Origin of the sequence: Gimesia benthica (genome assembly GCF_009720525.1) — a bacterium.
In the GTDB taxonomy this organism is placed as follows: Bacteria; Planctomycetota; Planctomycetia; order Planctomycetales; family Planctomycetaceae; genus Gimesia; species Gimesia benthica.
Genome location: NZ_CP043930.1, coordinates 6,209,138 through 6,232,363, shown reverse-complemented (window position 1 = coordinate 6,232,363; position 23,226 = coordinate 6,209,138). Strand labels below are relative to the sequence as shown.

Sequence of the window (23,226 nt, the reverse complement as noted above, 5' to 3'; positions counted from 1 at the left end):
ATCCGGGCAATAGAGCCCAGTGATGAGAAGTGGACGAAATTCCAAACTGACTGTTTGTCACGACGTATCGGAGATCTCGTGCCCTCAATCAAAAAGCCCTTTTTACTGCCTAACTCACGACATAACTGCGTTTCTTGCGGCGTACGTAGATATCTCGACTGATCAGTTGCATCAGAGTCTCTGAGCGTGTGATATTCACATGGACAGGTCACAGAATTAGGGATTTAAACTGCAGGATGATAATTGTCGCTGATTTAAAATCCATCTTTCCCCCGATCACAGAATCGAGTATTCTCCTGCCCCCTACCCGATCATCCTTTCTGGTTAGTTTTTTCCCCTCAACTTTAACAATTCAATCTAAAGACATGCGCTGTCTGCACACACCGGGCCAAGCGGCAGTACAGCATTCGGAGACCATTCGCTTTGCTTAGCCCATCTCGACGCCGTTTTCTATTGTCTGGAATCAATCTCGTTCTAACAGGCTCTCTGACAGGTTGTGGGACCATACTGTACCCCGAACGCAGAGGACAGCCTGCGGGCCCGCTCGACTGGAAAATCGTGGGTCTGAATTCCATCGGCCTCCTGTTTTTCTTTGTTCCCGGGGTGATCGCGTTCGCTGTCGATTTCATCAACGGAACCATTTATCTGCCTCCGTATGAGTATGGTATCGATGACCCAAATAGCCAGGATGTAGAACTGAAGTCGGTTTCAATTCCCCCCGATCAGATTTCCCCGGATGAAGTCAGCCTGCTTGTCTCACAGCACTCTGGTCGCAAAGTGATCCTGTTACCCGGGGAATACGAGACTCAACCAATCGAATCGATCGATGAATTCTGGTCCGTCGGACGGAAGATGAACGTGCAATCCTGACGGGATTTCTTACCAAGGCAAGAAACGAAATCCCCTGTCGCCACACTGTTTAACTATTTTCTCTGACTGGTAATCCCCCTAAACTGAGCCATAATCCATCCCCGGGATCGGGCAGATTAATGGGGATCTTGTGGCAAAGACACATGGCATTACGTCACTGTGTCGGGTAAAATGAATGGACAGGTTCAGGATCCTCGCCCTGATCCCTGCGTGATGAAAATCGCTCTTAGCTGCTCCTCGAAACCAGTTTCGAACCTTGCGGCTTTCAAGAGAGTTGAATGCCTTCCTTCGTATTGCCTCCCTTAGCTATTGGATTGACTCCCAGCATGAAGAATAAAATCAATCGCCGTCGATTCTTGATTCGCTCCATGGCCGGATCTATCGCTTTACCAGCGCTGCCTTCTCTGATGAGTAGTGCCCTCGCCGGGAACTCAGCGATTACAGAGGACCGGGGAGCCGGTGCTGGGGCCCAGCGGTTCGTCGCGGTGGGTAATTTACTCGGTTTTCAACTGAAACATTTTTTCCCTGAGAAAACCGGCAAAGACTTTGAAGAAACAAAGCTGCTCAAACCTCTGGCTGCGAATCGCGATCAGCTGACAATCTATCGCGGACTCGATCATGGACTTCGCGGCGGTCACTTTGCCGTGCACACCTTCCTGTCAGGTCTGCTCCATCACGAGTCCAAGAACCGTACCGACGGGAACGTTACCATTGATCAATTCATCGCAGATGAAATCGGAAACCAGACACGGTTTCCGTCACTCACGGTTGGTTCTGAGGGTGGCATCCATGGTGGCTGCCAGCTTTCATGGACGAAGTCGGGCGTTCGCGTCCCGCCGATCACAGGGCCTGCCGAGCTATTTGATCGCCTGTTTGTCGCAGACTCAAAACAGGTTCAGGCTCGAAAAGTGAAAGAGAACTCACTGCAGGCCTCGATCCTTGATTCGATTCACGACGAAGCCCGTTCACTTTCAAAACGAGTTAACAGCGAAGACAAGGCGAAGCTCGACGAGTATTTCAGCTCTATTCGCGATGTCGAAAAACGCTTGAAGCTCCGTCAGGTCTGGTCCGATCAGCCCAAACCGAAAGCCCCCTTCGACAAACCGGCTGATAAGAATACCGTCGAAGATCTGCCGATGCTCTACGAGTTAATCGCGCTGGCCTTACAGACCGATTCCACCCGGATCGCTACGCTGGAAATCGGCGGCAGCTTTTTGCCACAACACCTGGGCATCAATAAGTCCTACCACGGTCTTTCGCATCATGGCAATAACGAAGAGTCCATCGCGGACCTGGTCACGCTTGAACTCTATCAGATAGAACAGTTTGGAAAATTCCTGACGCGTCTGGCTGGGATCTCTGACGGCGAACGGACCCTGCTTGATTCAACCGCCGTCCTGTTTGGCAGCGGTATGGGGAATGCCAATTCACACACCAACTCAGACCTCCCCATTATTCTGGCAGGAGGCGGGTATGGGACTGGTGAATTCAAGCAAGCACCCGCGAAAGGCCCGGGCAAGGTTCCGTTGTGTAATCTCTTCCTGGACATCGCTCAGCGAATGGGTGTGGAGAAGGAAGCATTCGGAACGAGTACCGGAAGGTTCTCCTGAAGATGAATACGCGGTTCAATGAGATTTTCAGCATGAGCGTATTTCGCGCCGTTTGCGGTTTTGTATTCTGTCTTTCATGGCTGGTTCCCTGCTCTGCAGCGGAGCCGCAACACAAGCATGCCCCGACCGTCACTCGACTGTTGAAAAAATACTGTCTTGATTGCCATGACGTCGCAACCGCTGATGGTGAGCGCGAGTTCGAAACATTTTCCCTGCCGCTGAAATCGGAACAGCAGCTGATTACCGCGGATGGCATCATCGATCAGGTCACGCTGCGGAAAATGCCGCCTGAAGAATCTGACCAGCCAACTGACGAAGAACGACTCGCTTTAATCGGTGCCTTACGCGACAGCATTCAGGAAGCACGGAGCCAGTTCGAAAGTACCGGATCACGTACAATCATGCGCCGCCTTTCCAATCGGGAATATGAAAACACCCTGGCGACTCTGTTTGACCGTCGTGTCGACACGCTGGGATTAACAGCGGACTTTCCGAAAGAAGAGACCAGCCAGCACATGGACAATATCGGCGAGTCGCTGGTGACGTCCGGCTTTCTGCTGGATCAATATTTCCAGTCAGCCTCCCGGCTGGTAGAGGCCCGTCTGGGAAAACCCGAGATGAAACCGAAGTCCTGGCACTTTAAGGACAATTTCAAACAGTACGAAGAATTGTCGGGGGCACACCGCAGTGTGTTTAAATATCGGTATCTCTGTCTCTACGAGCAGCCCAATACCGACACACGTCAAGGTGGCTATGGACACATTGAAGATTTTCTGGATGGCGTACCGGTCTCAGGTCTGTATGACATCCAGGTTCAAGCCCAGGCGCTGCACCGTGACACCCATTACGATCCCAAGATTTTCCGCATCGACTTTTCGGAACCGTTTCAACTGGCTGTTGTGACGGGTGATGTGAAGAAAGGGCATATCCATTACCCCCAGGCCATCGAACCGATCCTGGCCAGCACCGTAGTTCCGGATGACAAACCTGAGTGGCTAAAGTTTCGCGTCTGGCTGGAAGCCGGGCAGACACCCCGATTCATTTTTCCAAACGGACCTTACGAGTCGCGGGCATCCGTCATTACGCTCAATAAACGCTACAAAGACGAATTTAAGAATCCTGAGACAGGTGTCAGACGAAGTGCTCTGCTTCGCGAAGGAGAGCTACCTCACATCAGGATCAGCGAAATCAAAATCAATGGTCCGCTCCCGGAACCGGGAGGCAGTAAAGAAGAACTCGCCGTATTCGGGAAAGAGGGATTCCAGGAAGCCCATGCCCTGGATCAACTGTATCGCTTTGCGAAAAAGGCCTATCGGCGTCCGCTGAACGAATCCGATCAACAACGAATTAAAACACTTTACGAAAAACGACTTTCCGAGCAGGCCCCCCCACGTCAGGCAGCCCTCGACACCGTCAAGCTGATACTCTGCTCACCCTCGTTTTTATACCTCAGTGAGATCACTCCCGAGGAAGAACTCGAATTACACCCGTATGATCTGGCGTCGCGTCTTTCCTATGCACTCTGGACGGCACCGCCTGATGCAGAATTGTTCGCCGCGGCCGCCTCGGGTCAACTGAAGAACAAAGAAGAATTTCAGAAACAGGTTCGACGTCTGTTGAAAGATTCCCGTTCGGATGAATTCGTCAATGGCTTTCTGGACAGCTGGCTCAATCTGCGTGCCATGGGCGACCAGCCTCCACCACGCAGAGCCGCCTGGGAATATTATGCTCAGAACCTGCCTGAATCGATGAAACAGGAAGCGCGTCTGTTTTTCCGCTCCCTGCTGGATGAAAACGGATCGGTCGAGAAATTCCTGGATGCAGACTATACCTTCGTTGATAAGAAACTGGCCCATCTCTATCAGTTACCTGAGAAGGACAAAATGCGGCTGAAAGATGGTTTTCAGCGTGTCAGCCTTTCCGGTACGAAACACCGTGGTGGATTGCTGGGCATGGCTGGCGTACTGACCGTCAGCGCTAACGGCGTTGATACATCGCCAGTCACACGTGGTGTGTATGTCCTTGAAAATCTGCTCGGATCTCCGCCACCACCTCCGCCAGATGAAGTGCCTGCCATTGAGGCTGATGTCAGCGGAGCCACGACCATTCGTGAGCGGCTGCTCAAACACAGCCAGGATCAGACGTGTTATGTCTGTCATCGTAATATCGATCCCCACGGACACGCACTGGAATCATTCGATCCGATCGGCCGCTGGCGTGAAAAGTATCCTCATCCGAGAGGAAAAGGGAGCGGTCCAAAAGTCGATCCAACGGGTAAACTGCCTTCAGGCGAATCATTCAAAGATTTCGAGAGCTTTAAACAGGTACTGCTCGAAAACCGTCTTGATAAGTTTACCCACTGTCTGATCGAAAAACTGCTCACCTACTCAACCGGAAGGCAGATGGAACGGTCCGACCAGTACGAGATCGAAGATATCTTGAAGCGTGTCAAAGCCGAAGACTACGGTTTAGAGACCATCGTGATCGAAGTCATGACTTCCCGTATCTTTCGCTCGCGTTAAACCGAAACAAAACTCAGCTTTCACTTGTTACCCAAGGTTTGAATTCGAAGATACAGAATCGGGCTAACCGTGTTTTTAACAAACCGGTTATGCCTTCACTCTTCCATTCGATACTTCAACCACGCATAAATGCTCGCCCCGATTTGCTGATAACCGACTTTATTGGGGTGCACCCCATTATTGACCGGGTAGCCATCCACGATATCGAGGTTTAGCTCCGTCGGAATGATGAACAGGTTCTCATTTTCGCGGCCCTTGAATTTTTCAATTTGACGTTGCACCAGCCTGTGTTGAATCTTCTTCCACCCCCAGCGGCTGTAGCGGTCTTTATAATTGGCATAAAACGCTTCCTGCCGTGAATTCCCCGGCGTGGTCAGGCAGATTCCCACTTCCGCCTGCGGCGCAGCTGCCTGCAGGGCTTTGATCAGGATATCAGCCTGTGTGAACATGCCGTCGATCTTTTCATCAATGGCATCCTGTTTCGCTGAAAAACAATCGTTGATGCCCAGCATAATGATCACATAATCTGGCTTTTGATCATTACACTCTTCTTTGAAGTAGCGCGGTAAATCGAGGCCAGGCTTATCATCTTTTCCGAGGTAGACGAACGGACTACTGCGTTTGCGATTGGTTCCATCGGGTTTCGGCTCATACTGTGAAACAAACCTCTGCCAGGTCCAACCGCCGTAACCTTCGTGGGCGACCCCCGCAGCGGCGGACTTCGGTTTGTGCGTTCCCAGCATTTGCCATTTTGGATTGCCGGGAGTCGACAGCAATCGTGCGATCTCGTTGGAGTAAGTAGTCGCGTTTGTCAGGCTGTCGCCGATAATCAACAACCGACAGGTGTCACGATTGGCTCCCGCATCTGACTTTGAAACTTGCAGAACTGTATTCGCAGTCCCCATGTTCGCTCCGTCGGCGTCTGTCACTTTGACCGAGAGAGAATATTGTCCGACATTCGACTCTGTCGGCGTCACGGACCAGCGATTCTGGTCGACAGTGCCGATTTCGCAATCCACTTCAAACCGATATTTTTCGGGAGTTTCGGTCAGAACGATATTGTCGAAATAGATACTCATCTCAACGCCAGGTACCGCATAAAACATGGGCGGCAGCGTCAGCTGAAGAGATTGTGTTTTTTCAGCAGCCGATGCGGGAGACACTGCAAGCAGCAGGAGAAGAATCAGCTGGATCAGAATTCGGGGGGATTTATTTTTCTGCACAGGTCACTCAATCTGATTAGGGTCGGGAATTCCCGTTCATGATGCTCCTGAAACCGATTCAGGTAAAAGACAATTCTTATCGTACCATCGCTCCCCCCCTTCAAGTCCAGCGTCCGGTGTTTTTTCTCATATTTTCTGCTCACGGATTCCTATCGACAACCGAAAGGTTCCGTTCTGATGATCATCTCTGGCTGATGCCTTGATGGGGAAATTCCACTTCAGATATGATGAACGCTTATGCAAATCCTGCGTCTCACTGCGGACAACCGATCTGGAATAGTTAAGGAACCCCGATGGCTGCGAAGAGTTTTAAACCCGTAAAAACAGGTGTCATAGGTCTGGGGCGTTTTGGACGATTACATGCATTGACATTAGCAGGATTGGCAGAGGCTGAGCTGGCAGCGGTGGTAGCACGACGCCAGGAAAGTCTTGATGCCCTGCATAAAGAACTTCTCGATGTACCAGGGTGGACCAATCTGACGCAGGCGATTGAAGAGTCTGACGCAGAGGCCTGGGTGGTCGCCTGCACGACAGAGTCTCACGTGGCGGTTACCAGAGAACTGCTCGAACATGGGAAAGTCGTACTGCTGGAAAAGCCGATTGCAGAGACACTCAAAGAAGCGGAAAGTCTCGCCCCACTGGTGCACCCCGATTCCAGTAACCTGATGCTGGGACACATCCTGCTGTTCAACAGCGAATTTCAGGAGTTGCGAGAAATAGCCCGCAAACGTGGTCCGATTTCCTACATCGACTGTGTACGCCATCGACCGGCGAGCATCGTGCAGGATTTCCCAGGCGAAAACCCATTACAGGCTGCAATGGTACACGACCTGTATTCAACACAGGTACTTCTCGATTGTGCAGAGCCGGATCACTTCAGTGCCCAGTTTCATCGGACAGAAAATGGCGATATCGACCTGGCTGTTGCACAACTCCAGTGGAACGGAGGTCCGGTGGCCTCGTTTGCGGCTTCCTATTTAACGCCTGCGGGAATGCCGCCACGCGGTTTTGACAGAACTGAAGTATTTGGTGAGGGCTGGTCTGCGCGCATCGAACCAAATCCACGTCCGATCTCAGTCTGGGACAATGCAGCTGCCTGGCCCCTGGCATTGGAAGTGCGTGCCAATCCCCCAGTGGCATGATGGCTGAGGAGCTACGTTGTTTCTGTCGGGTCGTGCGAAACACAGAAGCGGTCCCAGCTGGAGCGACCTATTCGGATGCCATGCAGGTACAACGCTGGATGGAGAAGCTGAACGCATTTGCCTGATCAGCTTAATTACGTTTCATCTTTCATAATCAGATACTGCCCCCCAACGATTTCACCCGATAAACTACGCTGGAATCGAAGGCGTCCAGCGAAAATGGCATCCCTGCCTGACTAAGGATGATCAACCGATTTGGCCCGATTCGGCTGATCAAAGTCACTGACTGATCTCCATACCGATTCCAGCGAATCGGAGTCAGATAATCGCTTATTCCTGAAACCGCGTAATCGTAGTTTTGCGAATCACTTAATTCGTACTTTGCAGAAATTTCCCAAGATTCCCCTGCCATGTTTTTCCGCCTCTGAAATAGATTTCCCACTGGTTTCAGCAAACGACGAATCTTTCAGTTCTGGGGAGATTACACATAAACAAAATGGTATACTGAATCGGTCATGGACGACTTACATCTAAAGTGGGCCCTGTTATTCTAAACCATCTGCAATTTAGAAAACCGACATGGATTACGAAGAAGACACCCCGGTCTCCAGCTGGCTGAGTACTCTGGGAAACGATCAGAAGGACGCCGTCCAGGAAATCTGGGACGAGTTTTATGAGAAGCTGATCCGCTATGCACAGACCCGGGTCAATACCTTTCCGACAGCCACCCTGGACGCCGAAGATATCGTGCTTTCCGTCTTCGAAAGTGTATGGGCGGCTTCACAACGCGGCCGATTTGATTCAGTCCAGAACCGGGATGAATTATGGTGGCTGCTGATTGCCATGACCCAACGAAAAGCAGTCAGCCATATCCGCCGGGAAACGGCCCAGAAACGCACCTCACCAGAAGGGAAACTGCCGGTCTCGATTAATTCCATTGAAAACTTCCAGGCTTACGTGTCTACCGACCAGTCCCCCGAATACTTTGCCATCCTGGAAGAAGAATATCAGCGCGTCTTAAATAAACTTTCTGATGATGTTTTGAAGAAAATTGCGGTTTACAAGATACAGGGTTACACGCATGAGGAAATCAGTGAGCTGTTGGAAATCTCCCCGGCCACTGTAACGAGAAAGGTACGGCTGATCCGAAAAGCATGGAGTCATGAATAATACCCCCTATGATCCTGCAGATGACGATCTCATGGCGGCAGCCTATACCATTGATCGCATCTGTGACAGCTTCGAATCATCCTGGAAACAGGGACAATCCCCGAAATCGAAAGTTTCCTCAAAGAGACTTCCGGTAAGACCCAGTCTATTGTCTTCGCCGAATTACTCCGACTGGATATCCACTATCGCAGGATGAATGGGAACCTGCTCTCCCTGGATGACTATCAGTCCCGCTTTCCCCAATACAGTGAAATCCTGCAGGACTTCTCCTCCCAGCTGGCAGATTCATTTCGGCAGGTACGTCGGCTCGGCCGCTATCGGCTTGAAAAAATCGTCGGCCGAGGTGCCTTCGGGCTGGTCTGGAAAGCGTGGGACGAAGAACTCCAGCGGACCGTCGCCCTCAAGCTACCTCGAAAAAAGTCACTCTCGGCTGTCGAACGGAAACGCTTCTCCCGAGAAGCCCGCTCCGCCGCCCGACTTTCCCATCCCGGAATTGTATCCATCCATGACTTCGAGGAAATTGACGGCACTCTCGTGCTGGTAACGGAATTTGTTGAAGGCTCCACCCTCCGCGAATGGACCCGACACCACGAGGTCGACTTCAGCAAAGCCGCGAGTATCTGTCGCGATCTGGCCATCGCCCTCCATGCCGCGCACCAGCAGTCCGTGATCCACCGGGATCTCAAGCCGAATAACGTCCTGGTTACAGACGACGACCAGCTGCGCATCACCGATTTTGGTCTCGCCAAACGCTCTGATGTCGAATCCACAATCGCCGTAACCGGTGCGATCATGGGAACCTTCGCCTACATGAGCCCCGAACAGGCAGATGGCAAAGCATCTACTGTCGATGGACGTGCTGATATCTACTCCCTGGGAGTCATTTTGTACGAACTGCTGACGAACCGGGTTCCTTTTAAGGGGAATTCCTGCCAGGAAATGATTTCACAGATCCTGCACACCGAACCGGTTCCCCCACACAAATGGAATGCCAGCATCCCCCGTGACCTGGAAACGATCTGCCTGAAATCCTTAAGTAAACTCCCAGGCGATCGCTACGACACTGCTGACGAGCTGGCTGAGGACCTGCAGCGGTTCATCGAAGGAAAACCCATCACAGCGCGTCGGCTCTCCCTGCACGAGAAACTGTGGCGCTGGGCAAAGCGAAACCGGTTATTGAGCGCGTCCCTGTTGACAACCTGCGTACTTTTGTTGAGCAGCTCAACCGCCATGATCGTCATGCATGATGATGGCAAATGGCAGGTAAATGTCCAGACCGAACCACCGGGAGCACGCATCCTCGTCTATCCCCGGGACCCGGTCTCCGGAGAACCCGATTCCAGCATCGAATATGAAGCCGACGGAACAACTCCCACCGATCTCCGCCTCGCGCCTGGAGAATACTACGTAGTTGCGATACTCGAAGGAACGCCCCGGTTTCAACAAGTCTTCCGCAAAGTGCCTCCCCGGGGAGCGGAGATTCCCATCGGAAGTACCAAAAACAGATTCTGGAATAAAATTGATGCGGAGACCATCGACTGGCCGGAGATCATCATTCCCCCTCAGAGCGTTCTCGATGGCATGGTGCGCGTCAAAGGAAATCAGATCGATATCCCGGACCTCTATGTCTCAACCACAGCATTCACAAATCATGATTATATTAAAATCCGACCAGGTACAAGCCCCAACAAACCGCCTCGTCAGTCCCCTCTCGAAGATCGATATTACCCAGAAGGACAGGACCTCGCGATTCATTTCGCGGAAGAAGCAGGAGGGCGACTCATGACGGTTCACGAGTTCGAACATATTGTCCGCTCACTCCCCTTACATCCTGAACTGCAGAATTTTCTAGCCAGAGGAACAGAATGGACCGCGACTCAAGCCTCACCACAACAGATCAAAACCTCCGCCGTTGCCCTGGCGTTGAATCCCGAATTCCGTAAGCCGGATTTTATCGGCCTGATTGTTTCCCGCGATAAAGTCACCTCCAAAGTCGACGGGAAAATGCAAAACAAACAGACCTACGAATATTCAGTCAACACCGCGATTCGCTACGGCAAACAGTCCCCCATCGGATTTCGCCTCATCCGCTCTGCGACAGCACCTGTCCTGAAAGAAAAACAACCCGCAAACCAGTGACAGAGCTGTCATGATCTGCGGGTTGCCTGTATCGCCTTCTCCCAGAGTGGCATTGAAGGTTCGTTTACTTAAAGCGAATCAGGTACTGCGATCCACCGTAATCCAGAAACCCGAAGTGGCCACATTTCCCCTGGCTCCAGCCTCCCATGCTGTCACTTGCCTGATAATCGGCTCTTCTGCTTGCATAGCCATAAGGCAGAGTGATCGGTTTCACACCCGTCGGTTTTTCAATTTCAAACCCGTACCAGAAGTAAACCGCGTCGGGCTGCTCGGTCGGATTCGGGGATTCGGAAACGCAGAGGAAGAATACCTTGGCATATTTGTGTTTGCCTGGCATCTCGTCTTTGAATTTCAGATAACGGGTCTGCACGATATCGTAATGATACTTCGTCTGAGGCGGATACAAATCGACTTTCGCATTCTGATTCGCCGGCAATGGATGCAGATAGTGGTTAATTACCGGTTCACCCTTCGATTTTTTCTCGTCAGATTTCTTTCTTTCCGAACACTGGTCGCCACAATTCCCTGAGCCCACACATAACGTTTCCGGGTAAGCGGTGGTATATTCACTGTACTCAATGATTGAAACTGCGGTCGCTGCAGAACAGTCCGTTTCGTACTGATAGCGATACGCCATCCAGGCCCAGAGATTCCCTCCGACAGGTCCCAGGGGAACCTGTTTGCAGACGCAGGTAATCAGCTTGGGATCTGGTTTTACTGGTGCCTTCTTTTCGCCAGCCACGCTCGTATTCGTATTCCCCGCCAGGCAGCAGAGCAGGAAACACGCTCCCGTTAACAAAGTCAGTTTCATTCGGTTCATCACAGTCGGCCCTTTCATTTTGAATCATGTGACGCTACAGGATTCTGAGTTGAAAAAACAGTTTGCTTCAAAGTTAATCTGAATCGCTACTTCCGTTTTCGCTCTAAGATCACCTCCCTTACTGTTAATATTCTCCGAGAACCTTCCCGTCATTGCGGGTACATAGATTTTTCAATGTTTCCAGATTCATATTCTCACTCAGAAAACGTACCGAGCCGTCCGTCAACAGACACTGTGTGCCGCCACTATGCGCTGAAATCAGTGGATTATTAGGCCCCCCATCCGTATGAATGCCCGGCAGCCCGCCATCCTTCGTTCCAATCGGATAACGCACCGTTGTCAGGTTGAACACCGGAAACGCTGGCGTGAAACCACCGGGCCCCAACATTTGGGAGGCGTCCCGACACTCACCGTTCCCGCGGCCCAGCCACTCGGATTCCCCGCGTCGACACGCAGACTGACCCCTGACTTCAGCACCGAGCTGGAGATCTCTCCCACCACAATCGTATTTGATGAACCGTCTGTGATGTCTCGAATCGCGATGGTCCGATTGGGAATCAGCACGCCCCCCGCGGCAACCCGCCCATCCAGGTGGGGCAGACAGCAAAGTGAGTTATCCGTGGAAGGAAACAGATCATCCGCAAAGTGAAGTTGATCGCCCATCACAGTACCGGTATTCGTCGCCCCGGAAATTCCTGCGTAGTGGGGCATTGTCATATTTACCCCAGGGATCAGAACACCATTGACACGGGCATCCAGCGGACTCGACGGGCACAGCATGACCGGCATGCTGACATCTGCCACCAGCGCCGGATTCAAAGGCGTGAACCCGCAGCTGGCGACGTCGTGATCATACATGTTGTAAAGAGTGCCATATTCCAGATAAGGCAGCAGCCCCACCCACCAGCTCGACCCGAAACCAAGGTACTGGTTCCGGACCCCCAGCGGAAATACCAGGTAGTCGCTGTGATAATTCTGCAGCGCCAAACCGACCTGCTTGAGATTGTTTTTGCACTGGGAACGCCGGGCGGCCTCCCGCGCCTGCTGAACTGCAGGTAGCAGTAGTGCTATCAGTACAGCGATAATAGAGATAGATACCAGTAGTTCAATCAGTGTAAATCCACGTCTTTGATCAGGTGTGCGTAACATTGCGTTGGCCCTTTTTATGAACGTTTTTGCACCTCAAGATCATTATGTGATGTTTAAATCGGAATAACAAGAACTTCCTCACAAGAAATAACTGGCAACGCATTCAGCTCTTTCCGGGTTCATGCAGTCGACAACTCGAAAGGCATTCACTGGCGCGCGAGTGCCTCTACTCATCTGAAGTACCGAAAAACCGATCGTTGACCGATCAATGGGAATACATGTTTTTATAAAAATCCGCGAGACCCCACTGATTTTCTGCATTTGGTCCTCGATCCCCACCAGCCACCTCCCATTTATCCAGCGCACCTTTGTCTCCAAGACTGAATAGATTGACCTTGATCGGCACTCCCCGAATCATAAAGTTGTGAAATTGTGCTTCGCGCGCGAGGCGGATGATCCGAGCACTGGAACACTGCGAACCAGCGCCCCAGGATCACCTGAATCGCCGTCGTTTTTTCCGGTTTTTCACCGGAACAGACAGCACCGGTTCTCAATGTCTCGTAGAATTTCAAATCATTTCGGAGCACTTTCAGAGCATTTCAAATGCATCTCACCAGCAACTCAGTGAACCTCACACTGAACTCAACCCCAACAATCCCCTTGACGCCCCCGCGCCGTTCCACATAATCCTCACCAGCACTCAAGGAGTATGTCTGACAGCCAACAGATCTCTTCAGAGCAGATGAGCCTGACAGACCAAATGAACCACAGGGCGTCAGCCCCAGATGAAACGACTTTGGTAGGGACCGTTCAATTTAAGAACCGCCCCCCGATCGCCGATCCCAGATTGAGAAACAGCCAGATCAAACGAGCCATTTTAGGCAAAGGGACGCACCACCCAAGCTGAAAATCCAACAGCTGAAATGTACGAACAGCAGCGCAATACTTCACCGTTGACCAGGGAACAGAATTCGAAGTCTGGAACAGAATCAGGCACTCAATCCCAGGGAGCATCGCTATAATATCTTGAGGGAAGACACATGCGTCTTGACAGGTTGCTCATGAATTACGGGAATCAGACTTCGGATGAGCTTTATTCAATCACTGGAACTGGATCAGATACTCAATCTGGCTGAAGCAATTCTCTGGATTTCCATTGCGTGTCTGTTTCTCGTCCAACTGCGTCGGCTGCAGCAAAACAGAGATTTAGCCATCGCCTGCAGCATCGCATTCGCGCTGTTCGGAGTCTCCGATCTGATCGAAGTCTCAACCCGCGCCTGGTATCAACCCCTTTCACTCTTCATCCTGAAAGCAGTCTGCGTAATCACGTTTATCACGGTATACATCACCTACCGCAAACGTCGTAGCGGAAAGCTTTAAAGCTGTCGGGGATTACCACGAGGATAAATAAAGGGGTCAGGACTCTTTTCTGATGCGTGGTCTGCCTCGGGGTCGGGTGGTACTTTCCAATGACAGCCTTTGGGCTGTGTTGCTGGTCCATTTTTCATTGCCGAAGGGAGTGCCGCGGACAATGCATTTTCGGAGGGCCGCCAGTTCGGCGTCGGTCTGGGGTTTGTTGACCAGGGCCCGCCAGGTCCGCGGCAACTGCGGATTCTTGAGTGTCGCCAGCCATTCCGGCTTGTCTTGTTTCTGCTGCCGGGCCCAGGCGGAGCCGTACTCCCACTCCTCTGCCTGCTGGACCAGATTCGCCCGCAACGGGTTACGTTCAACATAACGCATGACGGTCAGTAAATGGACGTCGGATTGAATCGGAAACGAATTGAAGCGTCCCTGATAGAGGTGGCCGGTACCGCCCGTTGCGTAATCAGCGTGCCAGCGCATCGTGTGAGTGACGGTGAGTCGTCGGAAGAAGTCCGTTAACTGGGTATCCGTGGTAGGTCGCACGACAAAGTGCCAGTGGTTGGGCATCACGGACATCGCAAAGATCGGCAGAGGATTCTTCTGCCACGTTTCCTCGACGACTCGCATGAACGCAGCATAATCGTCTGGCTTCTCAAACAGAGTCAGCCGCGCAACAGACCGGTTCAGCACATGAAATACCTCACCGGCAGGACAAATTCGTTTGGCTCTGGGCATAACCAATGTATAGCAGAAACCAGTGAGAATGAAAACAGAATAGAGTCCTGACCCCTTTTTCTTTCGTTGCGCAGCATGAGCTCGAGCATTTCCTGAACACGCCGGGGAGCACCGTCCTGGCACATCTCCCTCACCATCAAGCGATTCCCTGTCCGGTGCAGAAGGTGGTCCCTCGTGCCAGTGTATCGTTAACTCATCCCGCTCTCGCAGCAGCTTACGGCGGTGCGCTGCCTGTCAAACCAGCGTCTTCCGAAAAACAGGGAGACGAATACGAGCTGCTCGATCCCCGGTTCAACCTCGTGGTCTCGCTTGCCTCAGATCAGTCTTTAGAGCTGTATGCAGGACAGCGGATTGATGTCACCTGTCGGCCTCAGCACCACTCCGTCGGCCGGCATCTATACCATCAGGTCTCCAGCTGGCTCAACAAACGTCTGGAAGAGTAAGAATTACCGATGGATGCGAATGATGTTCCTGTAAGGGCAAGCTGTTCTTATCAATAAAAAAACGCCTGGTGAAACTGAAATTGATCCGTCTCACCAGGCGTTGTCGTTTTCTTACTCTCGGACTACAGGCTGTCCTCACGCAGCGAAGGAGGCAGTGCCGCATCGCCGACCGGCGGTGTCAGACTGACTTCGCCCAACGAAGGCGGTTGCGACTCGTCCTCAGTCTGAACTGATTCCAGACTGACTTTACCCGGTGCAGGCGCGGGTGGCAGCACGATTTCCGTGACGGGAGCAGCCGGCGGTGCCTGGTCTTCTGAACCTGGCATCAGGCTGGCTTTACCCGAGGCCGATGTCATATCGAAATTATCCGGTACGGGAGGCACTCCCATGCCACCGTCCATTTGAGGCGGCTCCGGAGTGAAGTGTTCGTCATACACATCGCCAGCATTCGACATCAGGAAACCACCACCGAGAGCCTGATAAGTATTGACGATCGCAGACAACTGCTGCTGCTTGGTCTCAATCAGGTCGGTTCTCGCTTCGAGCAGGTCACGCTGAGAGAACAGCACGTCGATGTATTCTGCCCGGGCGTTCTGGAACAGTTGAGTTGCCACCGAAACAGATTCTTCGAGGGCTTTCACCTGGCTATGCTTGAGCTCGACACTGGAACGGTATTTCTCGACTTTGGAGATTCCGTTCGCGACTTCCGTGAATGCATTCAGCACAGTCCGCTGATAATGGTAGATCGCCTGGATCTGGCGGGCGTTCGCATTCTTGTAATCCGCCTGGATGGCTTTCTTGTTAAGCAGCGGTGCGACCAGACCACCGGCGGCATTCGCAATGAATGCACCTGGATCAAACAGGTAACGGGGATTGAAAGCCTCATATCCCACGCTGGCAGTAATATCAAACCGGGGGAAGAAACGGGCCCGGGCAACCAGCACATCCAGACCGGAAGCAGCTACTTCGCGTTCCGCAGCCTGAATATCACGACGATTCAACAGCAGCTGTGAAGGAACACCGACGTGCAAAGGCTGAGAATCGAGCTTGATGAAATCCCAGCCAACCCGGTCCACTGCTTGTGGATAACGACCAACGAGGAAGTTGATTCTGTTCTCGACTTCAATAATCCGCTGACTCACGATCAGCTTTTCACTCTCGTTTTTACGGACTTCCGCCAGGAATCGCTGGACACCCAGTTCGGTTCCCCGAGCCGCATCCTTCTGGAACTTCGCTACTTCCAGGCTCTTCTTCTGCAGTTCAATGGTCTGATTCAGATAGACCAGTCGCTGATCCAGGGCAGCCAGCTCGTAGTAATTGTCCGCAACTTCAGCCACCAGCTGGGTCACGAAATAGTTCCGCAGTTCAATTGCTTCGCACAAACGCTGTTCTGCAGCATCGCGGGCATTTCTCAATTCACGCCAGACGTCGATCCGCCATAACAGATTCGCAGACAGTCTCACATTCCCTATGGGGTCCGGGAAATTCGCTCCGCCCGAACCCGGGTAGGTTAACTGATCCTCAGCGGCTCCCAGGGGAGTGAAACGACTGGTCCGATCAACTCCCCCCTCAGCTCCCACCGTGACGAAGGGGAGATAAGCACCTCGTCGCGACAGGACCTCGTTGCTGGCGACCTGGACTTCCCAGTTGCGGATCTGCAGTTCCTGGTTCGATGCCAGCCCCTGACCAATCAGAAAGGTCAGCGTGGGATCATCGAAGAATTCCTTGATGCCCACGTCAGCGGAGCTGTCGACACTTGCTCTCCCGCTGAAGTCATCCGGCAGAGGCGCTCCTTCAGACGCACCAAACAGATCCGGGATCTGACACCCTGAAAGCAGCAGCATGCTGCAGACCATCGCCAAAGCAATCACATGCGGTTGTTGGATCGCGTTATATAAAAAAACAGTGGGGGAGTTCCATCTCATTATTCTGCACCCTGCGACTGTCGTCATTCCTGTTAAACAGTGAAACTGAATTCATCTCGCTTCTTTCGAGGGGGACACAGCAGCATCCGCCCCGGAGAATATCCGAAATCCTTCCGGATGGATCCGATCTGAACGATCGAACCGAGACAGCTGAAACGAGGCGGGTATCTTGAGAGCCGTCTCAATTGTTATCGGCAGTTAGTTCGCTGCAGACCATAGAATCATGCAATCCACTATATTGCCTGCAGCAATTTAAATTCACATAACAGCATCAACGAAAGCGTCGTACTGCAATACAGGCTCTTCCCGTGTAAGTGCAGGATAGGACTGTAACTTGTGAATTCTTTTCACGCTGAAATAACAAAGTTACGCCTGCAGAAGCTGTGTTGAGTTTGCGGCCTGCGCCACGTCTCAGGACAGCCTGTAAGACGTTCGCAGAAAGATACAATCGGGAAAGCCTGTCAAACTTTTCCGCCTGTTGGCACGCATGTGGAACGCATACAGGCGTTGCGTTTAACGCCCAAGCGACTCAGGAAAAGCTTGCGTAATCGATACGGTTTCACATTTGAAAATCAGAGTTTTTTATACTGATTGTTGTGCCTTACACAAAAAAACACGCACGGCGCTGAACCAGATATTTGTGGTCCAGCACCGTGCGTTCTCTCCTGTTTACAAGACCGTCTCCGGCCCGTTAATGCTCGGGTTCTTCGTAGTGATCACTGTGACTCCTGTGCTCGACCAACTCGCTGAGCGGTTCATCATGCTCATCCTTGATGAGCTTCTTCCCGTCAGACATCTTGGCGAACAGAAAGTACAGACCGGGGATCACAAACACCCCGATCAGGGTCCCCATGAGCATCCCACCGACCGCCGTGGTACCAATAGTTCGGTTACCGATGGCACCCGGCCCCGTAGCTCGTACCAGGGGAACCAGACCCGCGATAAACGCGAACGACGTCATCACGATCGGCCGGAATCGCAGCTTACCACCTTCGACCCCCGCATCCTTGATGCTCAGTCCTTCCTGGCGTCGCTGTACCGCGAATTCAATAATCAGAATCGCGTTTTTACCCAACAGCCCCACCAGCATGACCAGACCAATCTGACAGTACACATCGTTGGCCAGCCCCATCGACTTCAACATCAGGAACGAACCAAACAGACCGACGGGCAGCGAGATAATTACCGCCAGGGGCAGAATGAAACTCTCGTACTGACCCACCAGCACCAGGTACACAAAGATCACCACGATCGCAAAAATGTAGATCGCCGTATTCCCCTTGCTGGCCTCGTCGTACGCCAGCCCCTGCCAGCCGATACCATATCCGTGAGGCAGCGTCTTTTCCGCCACTTCCTTAATCGCATCGATTGCCTGACCGGAACTGTAACCAGTCGAAGGAGCTCCCTGAATAATCGCCGTCGTATACAGGTTATAACGGTTGATTTCGTTCATCCCCTGCATCTTCTTGATCTTCATAAACGCTGAGTAAGGTACCATCTCTCCTTCATCATTTTTGACGAACATGTTCCGCAGGTCTTCAGGATACCGACGAAACTCCGGCGCGGACTGCACATACACTTTGTAGAACTGTCCGAAGCGAATGAAACCCTGCTCCCATGTACTACCCACGACAATCGAAAGGTTTTCCATCGCGTCTGCAATCGAGACCCCCTTCTGCATCGCCACGTCGTTGTCGATCACAACTTCGTACTGCGGATAGTTATTCGCGAAGAAGGTAAACAGACCCTTCAACTCTTTCCGCTTACCCAGTTCCGCCAGGAAGTTTTCGGTGATTTTACCGAACGCGTCGTAGTCGCCACTGTTGGTCTTATCGAGCAGACAGAGCGAGAAACCACCGGCTGCACCGAAACCGGGCACCGCAGGCGGCTCGAAGAATTCAAGCTTCACGTTGGCAATCGCCCGCCCTTTCTGTTCGAGCTCTTCAATGATCTCTTTCGAAGTCAGCTTCCGCTCGGACCAGGGCTTCAGGTTAATCAGACAGGTACCCGCGTTGGAACCACGACCTTCCGTCAGAATTTCGTAACCCGCCAGTGAAGTCACTGAAGTAATTTCATCGAACTCTTCACAGATCTTCTGCAGTTCATGCGACTTCGAGTTCGTATACTCCAGCGTGGAACCGGGGGGCGTCTGGATAATCCCATAGATTACCCCCTGGTCTTCCAGCGGAATGAACCCGGAAGGCAGCACTTCGTTGACCAGCAAAATCCCGTAACCGAATACACCAATCACAATCATGGTGAAGATACGCCGGGTGATGATCAGACCCACAATCCAGGTAAACGCATTCGTCACCTTGTCCACACCCCGGTCGAAGTAGTACAGAAAGATGCCGATCGGCCCCTTCTTTTTCTTCTCGTTGGGTTCACTGCCGGAGAAGACCGCCCGGAACGTAAAGGCGAACAACACCGCCATCACGACCCCGATAATCACGGTCCGCAGATGCGTCAGTTCAACCTGTTCCGAAAGCACTTCGTGCACGATCTCCACATGCAGCAGTTCGTAAACGCCATATCCCACTGCAGCCCCGAGGAAGACACACAGCAGTCCCCGCAGCACAAAGGCATACCGGCCACTGATCTTCTTGAGCAGGCGGTTAATCAGACCGACGATCCCCTTCTGTTCGACATAGCCGGTATGCGGCTTGAGAATCATCGCACACAACACAGGCGTCAGTGTCAACGCGACCACACCGGACAGCACAATGGACATCGCCATCGTCAATGCGAACTGACGATAGAACACACCCACCGCCCCGGGCATGAAGGTCACCGGAATAAACACGGAGGTCATCACCAGGGTAATCGCGATGATCGCACCGCTGATCTCAGCCACCACCTCTTTGGTAGCTGCATATGGCGAGAGGTGCTTGGCGTGCATCTTTTCATGCACCGCTTCCACCACCACGATCGCGTCGTCGACCACAACCCCGATCGCCAGCACCAGTGCGAACAGCGTAATCAGGTTGATCGACATGCCGAACAGACTCATAAAGAAGAATGTCCCGATCAACGACACCGGCACCGCGAGCGTCGGAATCAGCGTACTACGGAAGTCACCCAGGAACAGGAAGACCACCAGCGACACCAGGATAAACGCTTCGAACAGGGTATGCAGCACCTTCTCGATAGAAGCATCCAGGAAGTTCGAAACGTCGTAACTGATCGCGTAGTCCATCCCCGGCGGGAATGACTCCGTCTTGATCTCTTTCAGTTTCTCCTTCACTTTCGCAATCACGTCCGCAGCGTTAGAGCCCGGAATCTGCTTAAGCACAATCGACGCGGAAGGATAGCCGTCGATGTCCGAATACAGGTCGTAGAACGATGATCCCAGGTTGACCTTGGCCACATCCTTTAAGCGCAGAATCTCCCCGTTCGGGTTCGCACGCAGGATAATGTTCTCGTATTGCTCCGGTTTATTGTACCGGCCGATCCAGGTCAGTACGTACTCGATCGTCTGCGACGTCGTACCCGTCGCCTGACCGAGTCGCCCGGGAGAACCGATCATACTCTGTTCCTTGATCGCTTCCATCACGTCTGCGGAAGAGATTTTATAGGCCCGCATCCGGTCCAGATCCAGTTCGACCCGCATCGCGTATGCACGGTTACCGAGAATCTGTGCCCGGCCAACCCCGCGAATACGTTTAATTTCGGGAAGCAGGTTCACCGTGGTGTAGTTGTAGAGGAAGTTCTGGTCGACGTTCGGGTCTTTACTGTAGACGTTCACGTACATCAACATACTCGTCATGTTCTGCATGACGATAATCCCCTCACGCTCCACGATGGGGGGCAGACGGTTCTTCACCATCTGAATACGGTTATTCACGTTCAAGACCGCCGTGTTCGGGTCAGTACCCGGTTCAAAGATGATCTTGATCGTGGCTTCACCCGCACTGGTGGCGGCAGAGCTCATGTACCGCATGTTGGGGACACCGTTGATGGCTCGCTCCAGGATCACCAGGGTGGAGTCAACCAGAATTTTGGCACTCGCACCAGGATAGGAGACGGCCACAACCACACTCGGTGGAGCGACAGACGGAAACTGGGAAATTGGCAGGGCCGTGATCGCCAGCCCACCCATAAACAGGATGAGCAGCGAGATGACCATCGCCAATGCCGGGCGATGTAGAAATTTAGCGAACATATTATTGATCTTACCTGCTTATTCCGCGTGATATTTCAGGTTACTGAGTACTTCCTGTGGGTCACGGAAATCGTATTTGATCTTGTCGCCGTCCTTCACCTGACGAATTCCCTCGAGAATGATCTTCTCGCCTTCCTTGAGACCACTCTTGAGCACGAAGATATCGTCCTGTTCGCCCTCGATCTCAATGTCTCTCTGGTGTACGACGTTGTCCTTATCAACAACGAACGCATAACGTTTGGCGAGAATCTCGAAAGTCGCTCTCTGTGGAATTACGAGAATGTTCTGTAAGGTGCGGTGAATCAAAATCGTTCCGGTCTGACCGTTACGCAGCAACCCTTCCGGATTCGGAAAATCTGCACGGAAGGGGATGTTCCCCGTCATGTTATTAAAATCAGCTTCAATTGCACCGATCTTCCCCTGCTGAGGAAAGATTTCGCCGTTGGCCAGTTTGAGTTCGATCTGCAGATGGTCCGATTTCCCGCCATCCTTATCCAACTCGGCTTTGTACTCCAGGTACTGTGCCTCGGGCACGTTAAAGTAAACCCACATCAGACTGTTGTCGGACATGGTCGTCAGCACGTCTCCCTCTTCAATCAGACTCCCCAGCTGATTCCGCTGGCGGTCAACGATCCCGTCGAAGGGGGCTTTGACATTCGTAAAACCCAGTTCCGCCTGGGCCAGTTGCACTTTGGCTTTCGCCTTCGCCAGCTCCGCTTTTTTCAGCGCGATCTCCTGTGACGAAACGATCCCCTTATCCATCAACGACTGTGCGTTATCCAACTCAATCTGTACGCGATTGGCTTCCGCCAGTTCTGATTCCATGCGGGCCTGGAACAATGTCGGCAGGATCTTGAACAGCAGATCCCCCTTCTTGACGTGCTGTCCTTCTTTAATATTAATCTTTTCCAGGTAACCGCCTTCCAGCGCGCGAACTTCGATGTGCTGACAGGAGTGAATCTGGCAGACATACTGCTGGGTGCTGATCACATCTTTTTTTACCGGAGTCGTCACAATAATCTTGTGAACCGCGTGATGTCCCCCTTCTCCATGTCCCTCACCGTGAGACTCTGCATGCGCACCGCCATGTTCATCGGCGTGACCTTCCGCGTGTTCTTCGCCATGTGCCTTACCTGGCGCTGCGGTGTGAGATTCGGCGTGAGTCTGCGGGAGATACTCGCAACCGGTTAGCGAGAGTGAAATCAAAGCCAGAAAGCTGGCGACAGTCATTGTAAATTTCATGGTCTTAAATGTTCCTCTGATGTTAAGCCCCGGGCAGGTTGGTCAGGAGTGTCGGTAAGTGAGGAAGTAGTGGTATGAGCTATAATTTCGTTCCTCAGATGACAGCACGGGAGAAACCCGTTCCTGCCGGACTGCTGACGAGAATATGCATATCCAATGCCAAAGCACGCGGAAAACATCCACTGCTGAACAGTCGTCGTACCCGTTCGCAAAAATCTGTTATTCTTCACTTGACGAATTTCACTTCCTGTCCCATGCAGAGAATTCCCCCTGATTTTCGGGAGATTCCCGCCTTGATCGTAAACAGACAGCCTGCATCCACCCCCTGATTTCCACCGTTCGACCACACTTTTATTTTTTTATGAAACAAATCTGTTCTCACTGAACCAGGCCCCTGACTCACTCTGGGAACCAGGAATCGCCTCAACACCCTGAAAGATTCTGCAGACCCTGCACCCGCTGAGTGCAAACTCTTGCAGGGCATCCAATCCCATTCCCAGCACTCAATTTACCTCTTTTTGCTGTCGGAACGTTCCCCTGAACTGCCTGCACTTTCACCTGCAGAAATTGAACTTGATCGCTCTGTTCCGAATCGTATGCTGGTTCCCTTCTGGCTCGCGCGCGAGGCGGGTTTGCGCTCACGGAAACAGTCGGAACCAGTGATACATCTGCACCTGAACCAGCATCGATTTTCACCATGTTTTCACCCAAACAGTTCGCACCGCTGTGCCATCTGCGTTCCCACTGTTCAGGGCAAACCGGGACAGAGTCC

17 protein-coding genes are annotated in these 23,226 nt (G+C 52.3%); 8 read left to right on the top strand and 9 right to left on the bottom strand.

Annotated elements, in window-relative coordinates:
* Nucleotides 1-558: 558 nt before the first annotated feature.
* The 3 genes from F1728_RS24240 (at nt 559) to F1728_RS24230 (ending at nt 5,002) form a co-directional block, all read left to right on the top strand.
* Entirely contained in the window at nt 559-870 is a 312-nt protein-coding gene (locus F1728_RS24240; RefSeq protein ID WP_155366231.1) for a hypothetical protein, read from the top strand.
* A gap of 326 nt (nt 871-1,196) precedes the next feature.
* On the top strand, nt 1,197-2,480 hold the full coding sequence (locus F1728_RS24235; protein WP_155367481.1) for a DUF1552 domain-containing protein: 1,284 nt from the start codon (nt 1,197-1,199) through the stop codon (nt 2,478-2,480).
* A gap of 32 nt (nt 2,481-2,512) precedes the next feature.
* Nucleotides 2,513-5,002, top strand: coding sequence for a DUF1592 domain-containing protein (locus tag F1728_RS24230; RefSeq protein ID WP_155366230.1), 2,490 nt, complete (start codon nt 2,513-2,515; stop codon nt 5,000-5,002).
* Between the two features lie 95 nt (nt 5,003-5,097).
* Here F1728_RS24230 and F1728_RS24225 read toward each other — a convergent pair whose 3' ends face one another.
* Nucleotides 5,098-6,081: an SGNH/GDSL hydrolase family protein gene (locus F1728_RS24225; protein WP_228030328.1), complete on the bottom strand. Its 984-nt coding sequence runs from the start codon at nt 6,079-6,081 to the stop codon at nt 5,098-5,100.
* A 437-nt stretch (nt 6,082-6,518) separates the two neighbouring features.
* Here F1728_RS24225 and F1728_RS24220 point away from each other — a divergent pair, with 437 nt between their 5' ends.
* The 3 genes from F1728_RS24220 (at nt 6,519) to F1728_RS24210 (ending at nt 10,676) form a co-directional block, all read left to right on the top strand.
* The gene (locus F1728_RS24220; RefSeq protein WP_228030327.1) at nt 6,519-7,367 is read left to right on the top strand and encodes a Gfo/Idh/MocA family protein; all 849 of its coding nucleotides are present in this window, start codon (nt 6,519-6,521) and stop codon (nt 7,365-7,367) included.
* 579 nt (nt 7,368-7,946) lie between these two features.
* The gene (locus F1728_RS24215) at nt 7,947-8,537 is read left to right on the top strand and encodes an ECF-type sigma factor (protein ID WP_155366229.1); all 591 of its coding nucleotides are present in this window, start codon (nt 7,947-7,949) and stop codon (nt 8,535-8,537) included.
* Between the two features lie 192 nt (nt 8,538-8,729).
* On the top strand, nt 8,730-10,676 hold the full coding sequence (locus F1728_RS24210) for a serine/threonine protein kinase (RefSeq protein WP_155366228.1): 1,947 nt from the start codon (nt 8,730-8,732) through the stop codon (nt 10,674-10,676).
* Nucleotides 10,677-10,740: 64 nt separating this feature from the next.
* Here F1728_RS24210 and F1728_RS24205 read toward each other — a convergent pair whose 3' ends face one another.
* The 3 genes from F1728_RS24205 to F1728_RS24195 form a co-directional block, all read right to left on the bottom strand.
* Nucleotides 10,741-11,496: a hypothetical protein gene (locus F1728_RS24205; protein ID WP_155366227.1), complete on the bottom strand. Its 756-nt coding sequence runs from the start codon at nt 11,494-11,496 to the stop codon at nt 10,741-10,743.
* A gap of 124 nt (nt 11,497-11,620) precedes the next feature.
* Nucleotides 11,621-11,848 carry an H-X9-DG-CTERM domain-containing protein gene (locus F1728_RS24200; protein WP_228030326.1) on the bottom strand — a complete coding sequence of 76 codons (228 nt, stop codon included), beginning with the start codon at nt 11,846-11,848 and terminating at the stop codon, nt 11,621-11,623.
* Nucleotides 11,836-12,645 carry a DUF1559 domain-containing protein gene (locus F1728_RS24195; protein ID WP_155366225.1) on the bottom strand — a complete coding sequence of 270 codons (810 nt, stop codon included), beginning with the start codon at nt 12,643-12,645 and terminating at the stop codon, nt 11,836-11,838. The genes F1728_RS24200 and F1728_RS24195 overlap by 13 nt, the downstream gene beginning before the upstream one ends.
* Nucleotides 12,646-13,671: 1,026 nt before the next feature.
* Between F1728_RS24195 and F1728_RS24190 the strand changes: the two genes are divergently transcribed.
* Nucleotides 13,672-13,965 carry a hypothetical protein gene (locus F1728_RS24190; protein WP_155366224.1) on the top strand — a complete coding sequence of 98 codons (294 nt, stop codon included), beginning with the start codon at nt 13,672-13,674 and terminating at the stop codon, nt 13,963-13,965.
* Nucleotides 13,966-14,001: 36 nt separating this feature from the next.
* On the opposite strand, the gene F1728_RS24185 is transcribed toward F1728_RS24190, so the two are convergent.
* Nucleotides 14,002-14,637 carry a transposase gene (locus F1728_RS24185; protein WP_261344480.1) on the bottom strand — a complete coding sequence of 212 codons (636 nt, stop codon included), beginning with the start codon at nt 14,635-14,637 and terminating at the stop codon, nt 14,002-14,004.
* 209 nt (nt 14,638-14,846) lie between these two features.
* Here F1728_RS24185 and F1728_RS24180 point away from each other — a divergent pair, with 209 nt between their 5' ends.
* Complete coding sequence (locus F1728_RS24180; protein WP_155366222.1) at nt 14,847-15,125, top strand: hypothetical protein; 279 nt, start codon at nt 14,847-14,849, stop codon at nt 15,123-15,125.
* 122 nt (nt 15,126-15,247) lie between these two features.
* Here F1728_RS24180 and F1728_RS24175 read toward each other — a convergent pair whose 3' ends face one another.
* From F1728_RS24175 to F1728_RS32315, 4 genes are all read right to left on the bottom strand, one after another.
* The gene (locus tag F1728_RS24175) at nt 15,248-17,050 is read right to left on the bottom strand and encodes a TolC family protein (protein WP_228030325.1); all 1,803 of its coding nucleotides are present in this window, start codon (nt 17,048-17,050) and stop codon (nt 15,248-15,250) included.
* A gap of 691 nt (nt 17,051-17,741) precedes the next feature.
* Nucleotides 17,742-21,212: an efflux RND transporter permease subunit gene (locus F1728_RS24170; protein ID WP_155366221.1), complete on the bottom strand. Its 3,471-nt coding sequence runs from the start codon at nt 21,210-21,212 to the stop codon at nt 17,742-17,744.
* Nucleotides 21,213-21,230: 18 nt separating this feature from the next.
* A complete protein-coding gene (locus tag F1728_RS24165; protein ID WP_155366220.1) occupies nt 21,231-22,454 on the bottom strand; it encodes an efflux RND transporter periplasmic adaptor subunit in 1,224 nt (407 codons plus the stop codon).
* A gap of 226 nt (nt 22,455-22,680) precedes the next feature.
* Entirely contained in the window at nt 22,681-22,803 is a 123-nt protein-coding gene (locus tag F1728_RS32315) for a hypothetical protein (protein ID WP_261344479.1), read from the bottom strand.
* Nucleotides 22,804-23,226: the final 423 nt, after the last annotated feature.